The sequence below is a fragment of the Paenibacillus sp. 481 genome, assembly GCF_021223605.1.
Classification (GTDB): Bacteria; Bacillota; Bacilli; order Paenibacillales; family Paenibacillaceae; genus Paenibacillus_B.
This window is the reverse complement of the sequence record NZ_CP075175.1, coordinates 115,303-127,890: the sequence shown is the minus strand read 5'-3', so window position 1 is coordinate 127,890 and position 12,588 is coordinate 115,303. Positions and strand designations below refer to the sequence as shown.

13 protein-coding genes are annotated in these 12,588 nt (G+C 44.5%); 12 read left to right on the top strand and 1 reads right to left on the bottom strand.

Annotation, left to right across the window (positions count from 1 at the left end; all coding sequences use genetic code 11):
• Positions 1-2: 2 nt before the first annotated feature.
• The 9 genes from KIK04_RS00395 (at position 3) to KIK04_RS00355 (ending at position 8,555) form a co-directional block, all read left to right on the top strand.
• Entirely contained in the window at positions 3-908 is a 906-nt protein-coding gene (locus tag KIK04_RS00395; protein ID WP_232276389.1) for an NAD-dependent epimerase/dehydratase family protein, read from the top strand.
• A 163-nt stretch (positions 909-1,071) separates the two neighbouring features.
• Positions 1,072-1,536, top strand: a complete 465-nt coding sequence (locus tag KIK04_RS00390) for a hypothetical protein (protein WP_232276388.1) — start codon at positions 1,072-1,074, stop codon at positions 1,534-1,536.
• A gap of 207 nt (positions 1,537-1,743) precedes the next feature.
• Positions 1,744-2,529, top strand: coding sequence for a 5-oxoprolinase subunit PxpB (gene pxpB / locus KIK04_RS00385; RefSeq protein WP_232276387.1), 786 nt, complete (start codon positions 1,744-1,746; stop codon positions 2,527-2,529).
• Positions 2,526-3,758, top strand: a complete 1,233-nt coding sequence (locus KIK04_RS00380) for a 5-oxoprolinase subunit C family protein (protein WP_232276386.1) — start codon at positions 2,526-2,528, stop codon at positions 3,756-3,758. The genes pxpB and KIK04_RS00380 overlap by 4 nt, the downstream gene beginning before the upstream one ends.
• A 17-nt stretch (positions 3,759-3,775) precedes the next feature.
• Positions 3,776-4,567: a LamB/YcsF family protein gene (locus KIK04_RS00375; protein WP_232276385.1), complete on the top strand. Its 792-nt coding sequence runs from the start codon at positions 3,776-3,778 to the stop codon at positions 4,565-4,567.
• Positions 4,568-4,730: 163 nt separating this feature from the next.
• Entirely contained in the window at positions 4,731-5,537 is an 807-nt protein-coding gene (locus tag KIK04_RS00370) for a class I SAM-dependent methyltransferase (RefSeq protein ID WP_232278891.1), read from the top strand.
• Between the two features lie 144 nt (positions 5,538-5,681).
• Positions 5,682-6,704, top strand: a complete 1,023-nt coding sequence (locus KIK04_RS00365; protein WP_232276384.1) for a Delta(5) desaturase DesA — start codon at positions 5,682-5,684, stop codon at positions 6,702-6,704.
• A gap of 118 nt (positions 6,705-6,822) precedes the next feature.
• A complete protein-coding gene (locus tag KIK04_RS00360) occupies positions 6,823-7,959 on the top strand; it encodes a sensor histidine kinase (RefSeq protein WP_232276383.1) in 1,137 nt (378 codons plus the stop codon).
• Positions 7,956-8,555 carry a response regulator transcription factor gene (locus KIK04_RS00355; protein ID WP_232276382.1) on the top strand — a complete coding sequence of 200 codons (600 nt, stop codon included), beginning with the start codon at positions 7,956-7,958 and terminating at the stop codon, positions 8,553-8,555. The genes KIK04_RS00360 and KIK04_RS00355 overlap by 4 nt, the downstream gene beginning before the upstream one ends.
• Positions 8,556-8,652: 97 nt before the next feature.
• Here the strand turns inward: KIK04_RS00355 and KIK04_RS00350 are convergent, their stop codons facing one another.
• Positions 8,653-9,216 carry an SLOG family protein gene (locus tag KIK04_RS00350; protein WP_232276381.1) on the bottom strand — a complete coding sequence of 188 codons (564 nt, stop codon included), beginning with the start codon at positions 9,214-9,216 and terminating at the stop codon, positions 8,653-8,655.
• Between the two features lie 195 nt (positions 9,217-9,411).
• Here KIK04_RS00350 and KIK04_RS00345 point away from each other — a divergent pair, with 195 nt between their 5' ends.
• The 3 genes from KIK04_RS00345 to KIK04_RS00335 all read left to right on the top strand — a co-directional run bounded on the left by KIK04_RS00345 (position 9,412) and on the right by KIK04_RS00335 (position 12,587).
• On the top strand, positions 9,412-10,266 hold the full coding sequence (locus KIK04_RS00345) for a DUF6612 family protein (RefSeq protein ID WP_232276380.1): 855 nt from the start codon (positions 9,412-9,414) through the stop codon (positions 10,264-10,266).
• A gap of 204 nt (positions 10,267-10,470) precedes the next feature.
• A complete protein-coding gene (locus KIK04_RS00340; RefSeq protein ID WP_232276379.1) occupies positions 10,471-11,112 on the top strand; it encodes a hypothetical protein in 642 nt (213 codons plus the stop codon).
• A 29-nt stretch (positions 11,113-11,141) separates the two neighbouring features.
• Positions 11,142-12,587, top strand: coding sequence for an SWIM zinc finger family protein (locus KIK04_RS00335; protein ID WP_232276378.1), 1,446 nt, complete (start codon positions 11,142-11,144; stop codon positions 12,585-12,587).
• Position 12,588: the final 1 nt, after the last annotated feature.

The following is a 12,588-nucleotide window of genomic DNA, read 5'->3' as shown; positions in this document are numbered from 1 at the left end:
GTATGGAAAAAGTATTGGTTACGGGCGGAACGGGCTGGATTGGCAGCTATGTTGTCCGGCTGTTACTTGAAAAAGGATACGAAGTCCACGCTACGTGCTATAGAACGGCCATGCCCGAAGCTAAGTGTAGATGGCACCAAGTCAACTTGTTATGCAATGAGGAGGTAGTCGCTCTTATTCATAAAGTAAAGCCTTCTCATCTTGTTCATCTTGCTTGGGAAGCGGTACCTCCGCAGTGCTACCAAGCGCTGAACAACTATTATTGGGTGCAGTCCAGCATGACTTTAATCCGATCCTTTATAGAATGCGGCGGCAAAAGATTGCTGGTCGCAGGCACTTGTGCAGAATATAAGTGGGAGAATGGATATTTATCAGAACAGGTAACACCGCTTTCTTTTGACACCCCTTATGCTACCTCTAAAAATACATTTCGTTTATGGTTGCAATCTTACTGCGAACAAGTGGGCTTAAGCACATGTTGGGGGAGGATTTTTCATGTATATGGTCCTCATGAGTCCGGCAAACGGCTTATCTCAACGCTTATTACTTCTGTATTAAAGAACGAGGAAGCGCTATGTACGCATGGAAATCAAGCTCGTGACTTTCTGTATATTAGGGATGTAGCTGCTGCGCTTATTACTTTGTTAACAAGCAATATTCAAGGGACAGTCAATATAGGTTCTGGGCAGCCCGTTCAAGTGAAACAAATTGCAGCTATCATTAGTGGGAAAATAGGGGGGGCGCATTTGATGAAGTGGGGAGCAATTCCATTCCCGCAACGTGAGCCTCTTTTTGTAGGAGCGGATGTTCAACGATTGCAAAAAGAAGCGCAGTGGCAGCCCGCGTACACTTTAGATGCAGGTCTAGAAGAAACGATAGGGTGGTGGAAAAGTTATTTACATGTATAGCACAGCTCATGTTGTGCCCCATCTCAAAAGTCGCAGCTCGTTGAGGCTGTGGCTCTTTTTGTCGTGAAGTTATCGTATACAAACGAGATGAAATGTGATATTTTGTAAAAGGTTAGATATGGAATTTTACTCGAGTAAACGAATGGAATAGGAGGGTTTCTTTATGAAAATGAAGCTCAAACAGCTGTTAGCTGTAACGATGATAACAGCTAGTTTAACTGCTATGGCACCATCTACATTTGCTGCTACAGGCGTTGGCGATTCGCAAAATGAGGCCATCGCACTTATTCCAGGCGAATTCCCAGAGCTACATCTTTCCAGCCATGACGATGTCGATTGGTATAAATGGACGAACACAACGGGCAAAAATCACCTTATGAATGTTTCTTTAATGAACCATAACGCTTATTCTACAGTAGAATACCGATTTGGTGTGGTTATCAAATATGCAGATGGTCGTCAGACAAACAAGCAATATGCTCCACCTGTTGATAGTCAAGGAAGATCCAAAGCTGTTACTAATTTGCAGGTACCAAATGGGGCAACTGTATATTTTGTCGTCGAATCGGAACAGTTCGATGCCGGGGTATACTATATACCATTCAGCGTTACACCGGTAGCGAAATAGATCGTATACATGAACTGTGAAAAGCACCCCAAGTGGTGCTTTTCATTTTGTATTCCGAGATTATTCATTTTCGTTCTCGGAGGTCAGCAGGAATTCTTATACTATTTTCAGTTGAATCGATATGTTCGCCAGCTTGATTTGATAAAATGAGAAGTGAGAAATGAGTCTGGGAAAGATGCTAAGCCATATTCAACAAGGGAGAAGTCTATGACGGAGAATTACGAAGTCGAAGTGGCGGGCGAGACGAAGGTTCGCTTGCAGCCGCTAGGAGAATGTGCACTTATTGTGGATTGGGGAGGAACCATACACGAACATACGCACACAAAGATTCGCGCCTTTTGTTCGCAGTTGGAACGAAATCCTGTACATGGGATTGTTGAAGTCGTTCCCGCGTATACGACGGTCACTGTATTTTATGATCCGATAAAGCTGTGGAAGCGGGCGACGAGTGAGACATGGCAGTCGAGCTATAATCGTGACACCGAGTTCCAATCTCCTTTTGCTATAATGGAAGAGATTATTCGCGAAATGGTTAATCAGTTGGAAGAAATACATATAGGCAGTTCCACAATTGTGGAAATACCGGTGTGCTATGGGGAGCAATTTGGGCCTGATTTACAAGATGTTGCCGCTTACGCGGGGCTTAGTATCGAAGAAGTGATCGAGCTTCATTCCGGTCATGATTACTTGGTGCATATGGTTGGCTTCGCTCCCGGTTTTCCTTATCTCGGCGGTTTGCCCGAACGAATTGCTGTTCCGAGACGCAGCTCGCCTAGAACGAGTATTAAGCCAGGTTCGGTTGGCATAGGAGGCAAGCAGACGGGAGTTTATCCCATTGCCTCTCCAGGTGGATGGCACCTAATTGGACAAACGCCAGTACAGCTGTTTCGACCGCATCATCCATCACCTAGTTTGTTGAAAATGGGAGACACTGTGCGATTCCGTCCCATTACGCCTGAACAATTTGCGATGTGGAAAGAGGATGCCATATGAGTCTGGAAATAATAAAGCCAGGGCTGCTTACTACGATTCAAGACCGAGGGCGATTCGGCTACCAGTTGCAAGGAGTCATCGTAAGCGGAGCAATGGACTCATTTGCACTTCGGACAGCGAATGTGCTGACAGGCAATGATCAGGGGGCGGCCGCATTGGAAATGACGATGCGGGGGCCCGCAATTCGCTTTGAGATCGACACGCTGATTGCGATATGTGGCGGTGATTTTTCACCGAGCATTAGGGGGCAGCGGGTGCCGATGTGGAGGCCCGTCCTTATTCGCGCGCAAGAGGTGCTCGAATTTGGGCCTTGTGTGTGGGGAGCACGAGCTTATTTAGCGGTTGCGGGAGGAATCGACGTGCCGCTAGTCATGCAGAGCCGGAGCACATATTTGCGGGCTGGGGTAGGGGGGCATGAAGGAAGGGCGCTGAAGGCGGGTGATGTACTGCGCTTTGGCGCAATTTCTGATGTCGCAGCAGCTTATATGCGTCGTAGTCGGGTAAGGCTGCTAGATGAGCTTGGCGGGATTAATGACCAGCGCGAGCTTGATGGTCATATTGATCTTGATGATCTTAGCAAGCTTGATGGGCAGATTGGTCTTGATGATCATAGCGAGCTTGACGGGCAGATTGGTCTTGATGATCATAGCAAGCTTGATAAGCGTATTGGTCTTGATCATCCTAACGAGTTTAATAGACCTACCATGCTTAGTGGACAAAGCAAAGGGAACACCCCCTTTGTGGCACCTTCTTGGTTTGTCGGTTACACATCACGTCCAGTCGCATATGAGGCCAAAGAGCCTATCGTCCGCTTCGTCAAAGGCCGCGAGTATAACTGTTTTACAGAGGATAGTAAAACATACCTGACAAGTCAGCCGTTTCGTATTAGCCCTCATTCGGATCGAATGGGCTATCGCCTCCAAGGGGAGGCCCTCCACTTGATTGAGCCTGTTGAACTTATATCGGAAGCGGTATCGTTCGGTACGGTTCAAGTTCCCCCAGAAGGCAATCCGATTATTTTGATGGCCGACCGACAAACGGTAGGCGGCTATCCTAAAATGGCGCAAATCGTAAGTGCCGATTTACCTGTGCTGGCTCAAGTGAAGCCGGGGGAAAGCGTACGATTCGCTGAAATCACATTCGAGCAAGCCGAACAACTATACATGGATGCCGAGTTTTCATTTATGCATTTGGTGAACATGATCGGCCTTTATCTAGCGAAGAGTTGAAAGAAGGAGGTCGCAACATGCTTAGCGTCGATCTAAATTGTGATATGGGGGAAAGCTTCGGTGCCTATACGATAGGTAACGATGAAGCGATACTCGATCTTGTTACGTCTATTAACATCGCTTGCGGATATCATGCAGGTGACCCAAGTACGATGCGAAAAACAGTCGAAATGGCCTTGAATAAGCAAGTAGCCATCGGTGCGCATCCCGGATTGCCTGATTTAATAGGTTTCGGGCGCCGCAACATGAATATTACGCCCACAGAAGCGTATGACATGACGGTATACCAAATTGGCGCGCTCGACGGATTCGTTCGCTCCGAAGGTGGTGTTATGCAGCACGTGAAGCCGCACGGCGCCCTATATAATATGGCTGCGCAACATAAGCAGCTTGCCCAAGCGATAGCGGAAGCGGTGTACAAGGTCAATCCCGAGCTTGTGTTATACGGTCTTTCAGGTAGCGAATTCATTCGTGCGGGAGCGAGCATTGGGCTGAAGACGGCAAGTGAAGTGTTCGCAGACCGGACTTACTGTCAGGATGGAAGCCTCACACCGAGGAACGAGCCGGATGCGTTAATTAACGATGCTGCTCAAGCCGCCAGTCAAGTTATACAGATGGTGAAAAAGGGCACCGTATGCGCACGCAATGATATCGAAATAAACATGAAAGCCGAGACGATATGCATACACGGAGATGGAGCGCATGCGCTGCACTTTGCCAGCACAATCAGAGAAATGCTTATATTAGAAGGGATTCAACTTAAATCGATCAGATCCATACATAATGTAAACGAATTGAAGCAGCAGTAAACGGTTAAAAGCCCTGTACAATGGTACAGGGCTTTTACTTGTTGTATGAATAATTTCATCTTCGTTATAAATAACGTATTGATATTCCCTCGCTTCCACAGTATGATCATTTTATATAGCGGAACTTAGTTTCATACAATGAAACTTAAAGGGGATGATGTTGGTGTCAATCCATTTTCATGATGAAAAAAATCGTTCTACCTATGCAAAAAGAGAAGCAGATGCAACATGGATCGCAAAAATAAATGACATCGTTAACGTTAGGCAAAAACAAGTTGTCGATATAGGGTGTGGAGGTGGAATTTATTCCAAGGCACTTGCTGAAATGGGCGCGGAGTGTGTAACAGGAGTTGATTTTTCAGAGCAGATGCTCGTTTCAGCTAGAGAAAACAGTCAATCTTATCCCAACATTCAATTTTCGGTGGGCAACGCCTTAGATACCACATTACCTTGTGAACAGTATGATATCGTGCTGCAACGGGCAATCATACATCATATCCAAGACCAAGATTTGCAAGTTTGTTTTGAAGAAGCGTATCGGCTATTAAAACAGGGTGGAACCCTTGTTGTCCAAAATCGAACGCCTGAGGATTGTTTGTTAGAAGGTACTTCAACCCATATCAGAGGATATTTCTTTTCTACATTTCCTGAATTGGCGACAATAGAGGTAGCTCGTAGACATTCAAACCACATCGTTGTTCAAGCTTTGCAAGCAGCCGGGTTTAAATATGAATGTATTGAAGTACATCAGTTATGGGAAACAAGGCAGATGTATTCCGATATCCAGACGCTGACTGACGATTTACTCCATCGGACAGGGCGTTCAATCTTACATGAATTAAGCGATGTACAACTTGCAGAGCTCGTACAGGTTGTGCGCGAGCAACTCAGTGACAATGATCAACAGATTGTTGAAAAAGATAGATGGACCATTTGGAAAGCCGTAAAAGAAGGGGATTCACCTATATGACATTTGTCATGCCCTATACTTGACGTTTATGACTTCAACACGCCGCCTGCATTTCTTATAATAAACTCAGAAAGTAAACATTAATGCACGGATACGTTTGCAACGCGGCGCGTGTCGCGTCATATTTAGGAGGAATACATAAACATGACTCAAGCCAAACAATCCAACTTGAAAAAAAGCATGGTACCTTATGAAAAGGTTGATATGAGGAGAAGTGTTCGACAGATTATAAACACGCTAGGACCTTTATTTTTACTATGGTACGCCGCTTATTTAAGCCTTTCGGTATCTTATTGGATTACTCTTCCGATTACGATTGTTGCTGCTGGATTTGTGATTCGAACGTTTATAATTTTTCATGACTGTTGTCACCAATCGTTCTTCAAAAGTCGTGTAGCAAATGATATATTAGGTACCATCACGGGGGTATTGACCCTATGTCCGTACCAACAATGGAAAAATACGCATTCTATCCATCATGCAACAAGCAGCAATCTGGATAAACGCGGAGTAGGTGATATGTGGGTTCTGACTGTGGACGAGTACGTTGCGTCTCCGTTATCCACACGTATTGCATATCGTATTTATCGCAATCCGTTCGTCATGCTTATCCTTGGACCGATTTTTATTTTCCTAGTTACTTACCGTTTCAATCGTAAAGGAGCAAAGACGAAAGAACGTGTGAGCACTTATATTACGAATGTGTTGTTGGTAGCTTTGTATGCTTTCATGTGTTGGCTTATTGGTTGGCAGGCGTTTGTGATGATTCAAGGACCGATTTTCCTTGTATCTGGAATGTTAGGTATTTGGTTGTTTTATGTACAGCATCAGTTTGAGGACTCTTACTTTGAGCATGATGATGAGTGGAGCTACGTGAAAGCAGCTGTGGAAGGTAGTTCTTATTATAAGTTGCCAAAAGTGTTACAATGGATTACGGGTAACATCGGTTTCCACCACGTGCACCATTTGAGCCCGAAAGTGCCGAACTACAATTTGGAGCAGGCGCATAATGAGACGCCTCCGTTGCATCAAGCAACGACGATTACGTTGCGTACAAGCTTGAAATCACTTCGTTTCAGCTTGTGGGATGAGGAGACGAACACTTTTGTAAGCTTTAAACAATTGAAGCACATCCTTCGCAATCCGAACCGGATAGCGACCAAATAAATAAGTACTTGCACAGCGTGTCTTACAAATAAATAACGTGCAAGCGTATCGGTGCATCACTCCATACGCTTGCACGTTACTATTTCTTTAGAGACAATCTGCGAGAGCGGAGGGAACCATGCAGAAATGGTATCAAATTTTTCAAAAAAGCACAGGTCTTAGTCCATATGTATGGGTCGTCTTTTACATCCTCCCCTTTTATTTTATATTTCGTTCCTCTTCCACTTACCAAATCGTCATCGGCGTAGTTATGATTTTGGTGTTTTTCGCCTGTTACATGCTTGCTTTTGCTTCTAGAGGCTGGCTGGTCTATTTTTGGACATCCGTCCAATTGTTAATTTCCGTTACGATGACGTTGTTGTTCAGTTACGTGTATTTCTCCCTATTTCTAGCGTTTTTCATTGGGAATATACAACATCGAATCGGCTTTTTTACGCTATATACCGTTCATTTGGTCACGACAATTACTGCGATCAATTATGGGTTAGTGACGAAGAACCCGATTCTAGTTTCGCAATTTCCGTTCGTCATTGTTTGTCTGATTGGCATTATTCTTCTGCCTGTAACGACTTACAACCGTAACAAACGCGAACAACTTGAAGGTCAACTTGAGGATGCGAACAAAAAGATTTCCGAGCTTGTGAAGCTGGAGGAGCGGCAGCGGATTGCTCGTGATTTGCACGATACATTGGGGCAGAAGCTTTCCTTGATTGGGTTAAAGAGTGATCTGGCAGGTAAACTGATCACGAAGAACCCCGCCCAAGCGCAAGCCGAATTAAAAGATGTGCGTCAAGCAGCACGAAGTGCGTTAAAGGAAGTTAGGGAAATGGTTACCCAAATGCGTGGCACGCGGCTTGAGGACGAGATGTTTCGGGTGCGACAAATTTTGAAGGCTGCGCAGATGGAGTTTACGCTAGAAGGCGACGTTGTATTGACGAATACGTCTTTATTGAACGAAAACGTATTGAGTATGTGTCTGAAGGAAGCTGTAACGAACGTTGTCAAGCATAGTAATGCTTCTGCTTGTTCGATTTCGATCGAGCCATCGCGCACGGAGCTAAGCATAAAAGTCAAGGACAACGGAATTGGCATCCAGAATAATTCCCCATACGTAAGCGGGAATGGGCTCAGGGGTATGAAAGAACGGCTTGAATTTGTAAATGGCAGTTTGGAAATGGTATCGGATAACGGAACGATGGTTATCATCAAAGTACCAAACGTAGTGAAACAACCGGAAAAGGAGGAGGGGATATGATTCGAATCGTAATTGCCGAAGACCAGCGAATGCTGCTAGGCGCGCTCTCATCTTTGCTTGATCTGGAAGAAGATATGAGCGTCGTTGGCAAAGCAAGAAATGGCGAGGAAGCCGTTGAACTCGTTCGACTGCATAAACCGGATATTTGTATTATGGACATTGAGATGCCAGCGAAAAGCGGCTTGGAAGCGGCAGAGGAACTGAAGGGCTGTGGCTGCAAAATCATGATCCTTACTACATTTGCGAGATCGGGGTATTTTGAACGGGCGCTAAAGGCTGGCGCGCATGGGTATTTGTTAAAAGACAGCCCGAGTGAAGAATTGGCGGATTCAATTCGTAGCATCATGGCGGGTAGACGCATTTATGCGCCGGAGCTCGTTGATGACGCGTACAGTGAAGAAAACCCGTTAACCGAGCGTGAAAAAGAAGTGCTCGGTCTGATCGCTGATGGTAAAAATACGAAAGAAATTGCAGACCAATTGTTTATTACAACGGGCACAGTTCGCAATTATATTTCGGTTATTTTGGATAAGCTTAACGTTAGTAACCGAATCGAAGCGATTATGCGTTTCAATGAAAAAGGTTGGTTTAAATAAAATAAGATAAACGTATACGATGGCGAGGCAGTCAGGAGTGTGTAAAGATGTAGACACTTCTAACTGCCTTTTTCGTGTTTCTATGGATCAATCCCATTTAATATTCACTAATTTCATTAAGAGCCTCATCATCGGCGATTGCCTGAATTTCCTCTGAACCGATATTTAAATAAATATAGCCGTCTTGCGCCTGCTTGCTCAACGCGCGCTCTTTTACAAATTTGGGGCTTGCTTCACGAGCATCATCGTCATACACGAGCAAAATGCCGTCTGTCTTACGGAACAACAAATCATCGCGGGCAACGAACTGCCATTTTCCGCTATACGGCCCTTTGCTCACTACGCCATAATAATCAACTTGTTTCCGAATTTCCTCGAAATAAGTTTTTTTCTCCTCGCTCCATTGCTCCTCAGGTTGACTGTAGGCCGTAATCATCGAACATTTTAAATGTGGGTATTGTACTTGTAAGGAAATTGCAGCTTCTAACGCCCACAGATCGATCCCGTATTGTCCAGGTGTAATCACCCATTCCAAGCCATCCTCGACTAGCGGAATAAGCTTAGCCGTAATTGCTTTGCGGATGTAGGGAATTCCTTTGTGTTTATTGTTGTAAATACCAAGCTCGTGCGCACGATAGCCTGTAATTAAAAGATTTTTCAAGTGAAGACTCCTTTGTGGATGAGGTCAAACCTATTATACATTTGCAAGCTCGGAATGGAAATGAAGAGGAATATAGTTCCAAATAACTATATTATTAGGGCTCTAATTTTGTCGCATTAGGTCCGTATTCCCTGTCAGTGACTATGGTACATTTTGTATGATGATTAAGAATACAAATCTTAGGAGGAACTTCACTTGAAGAAATGGACAGCAGTGCTATTAGGAGCAATTTTGTTAGTAGGGCTTACAGCTTGCGGGAACGACAAGAACACTAACGGGGGTAATACGAAAGCAGCAGACCAATCGGGTGCGTCACAGACAGCAGATAAAGCAGCGGCGCTACCAACGGTTGATGAATTCATCCAGAAATCTACTGAAGCAAGCAAAGGCTTGAAGAACTTTTCAATGGATGCGCAAATTAAACAGAACATTGTCATTAAACAAGGTGAGCAGAAGCAAGAGCAAAAGATCGATATCAAATCGAAAATCGATATGACGAAAGATCCGCTACAAATGGTGCAAGAGATGCAAATGACACTCCCAGGACAACCGGAGCAAAGTATTAAGCAATACGTCACCAAAGACGGCGTGTTCATGCAAATCAATGGACAATGGACGAAGCTTCCTGCGGAGGCAACGGCTGAAATAACAGCTCAGATGGAAGGCTCGGCTAATCCAGAGAAGCAGCTTGAGCAATTCAAGACGATTGCTAAAGATACAAAAGTATCGGAAGCTGGCGGTGAATATGTGTTAGCAGCTGAACTTTCTGGTAACGGCGTCAAGGAGTTAGCGAAATCATTGATGAGCCAAGCTGGTAATAATCCGCAAACGGCTTCCATGTTGGAACAGATGAACATTAAGAGCATCAAGATGTCGTATGCGGTAAACAAAGCAACATTTTTACCGACCAAATCCGATGTGAATATGGTGATGGATATGGAGCAAGACGGCCAGAACGTGACGTTGGATATGGTCATCACAGGAGCATTTTCGAAACATAACGAAGTTGGCGAAATCAAAGTGCCGCAAGAGGCGCTCAACGCCAAGTAAGTAATATGGTGCTAACCGCTGGACCCTTTAGGTCTAGCGGTTTTTTACGGACAGCGACGCGAACAAAAATGTCGATATATCGGGGAAAATAGCATATATAGGAGAAAAACTGCTATAATGTGGATAAGAATCATAGGGAGGAGAGAAGTGAGAAAGAGATTCATTACCTTCTAGTCAATATGTTGTCATAAGGAGAATGAACACTTGAGTTCTACGCAAAAGAATTATGTTTCTTTATCCCTTGTATTTGTCATTAGTTTGACCATGTTCTTGATGGATGTAGAGACATGGTTGGTTTTTGTAACTATTTTTGGGGTTGTCCTTTTTGGGTTTATACCTACCGTTTATACGATTTTATGGACGACGAATGTGAATCGAATCGAAAAATATTTATTGAACGAGAAGCAAAATGTCGACATTTACCTCATTTATGCGTTGGGCAACCAGCATGATGATGAAGTGAAGAGATGTATCGAACAAATATTGCACAAGCATAAGCAGCCTGATCGGCAGGCGTTATATAAAGTTTTACATGCGCTGTACAAAAAAGAGATTTTAACGGCGGCAGATGAAATCGAGTATATTAAGCCGCTAGTTTATAAGCAATACTACAAATCTATCATGCTAATTGAACAGGGACAGTTCGATGCAGCAAGCCGGCTTATTGAGCAAATTTCAAAGCCTTGGATGAAATATGCACTTCTATCCGAACTTGAGCTGCGTCAACATAATCGCGAGCAGGCACTGCATTTTGCCAAAGTAGCGTTGGATCGGGTTAGAGGTTTGCAGAGATATGTCATGTACAAGTCGTATCAGCGCGATTTTCCAGAATTGTTTTTTACCTAACATGCAATTGGGAGTAGGAGGGGTTTGAATTGATCGAAATAACAGAATCGTATGTTGATTCCCTTGCACCAAATAGCGCAGCCATCAAAAATGCGCAAGGACTCGTTAAAAAACGCAGCTTCGTTCAACTGAATCACTCGGAGGATGGAGCATTGCTATTCGGGGAATGTTCGGGCAGCGGGAAGTCCAATTATGAATGTTCAGCTGACTTTATTCATCCGGAAAAGCCGGTGCTGCGTTGTTCTTGCCCGAGCCGTCAACTTCCATGCAAACACGCGCTAGGCCTATTATACGCTTATATTCAGGGCGAGAAGTTCGTTGTCGCTACGATTCCTGAGGATATTGTTGCAAAGCGTGAAAAAGCAGAGAAGCGTGAAGAGAAAAAAACGAAAGAAGCTGCTGAGGGTGAAGGCACACCAGCTAAGCCGAAAAAAGTAAATAAATCAGCGCTCAAGAAGAAGATTCAAGCCCAATTAGAAGGATTAGATTTATTAGAAAAGTTAACGCTATCACTCGTTCGTGGCGGGCTAGGCACCATTGATAATAAAGTGTTAAAGACGATAAACGAGCATATTAAGCAGTTGGGCAATTATTATTTATCAGGCGCGCAAGCAGAGTTGCGTCTATTCGCTTTACTGATCGGTAAGGCGAAGGATCGAGAGGTTGGTTACACGTATGCGATGGACCAATTAACACTTATACATGCCTTTATTAAAAAAGGGCGGGCACATTTAACGGCTAGACTCGCTGATCCAGACTTAGCGCTTGATCACGAATCTACCATTGAAGAATGGCTTGGTCATGCATGGCAATTAGCCGAACTCAAGCAATTCGGCCTCATGACGGAGCAGGTCGAGTTAGTCCAACTCGCTTTCATAAGCATGGACAATCCAGCGCGACAAGAATTTGTTGACGTCGGCTATTGGGTGGAAAAAGAAAGCAACGATATTCATCGCACGGTGCAATATCGCCCTTATAAAGCAGCGAAGCATATGCACGAGGATGACAGCTTTTTTGATGTGGCCCTCGTGAAAGCGTTGTATCGCTATCCAGGCGACTACAACCGCAGAGTGCGCTGGGACGAAATGACCTCTAGACCGATCACACCGCAAGATGTGGCGGCAATTCCAGCGAAGGCGCATCAATCGTACGCTGAAGTGATCAAGCTAGTTAAAAATCAGTTGAAAAATCCACTGGCTGACAAACATCCCGTTATGCTGCTCCATGTCGCGGATATTAGGCAGACCGATCAAGGTCAGTTTGCGATTACGGATCAGTCTGGGCAGCAGCTTATGCTGGATAATATCGTAAAAAGATGTCATGAGACCGTATCATTGCTGCGTTTCCTGCCGGCAGACAGCTTAACCGATACGACGATGCTCGTTATGTTCGAGCATCAGCTTGAAAGTGGGCGACTCGTCGCAAAACCATTATCAATTATTAAAGGTGCGGACATAATCCGCCTCTTGTATTAGG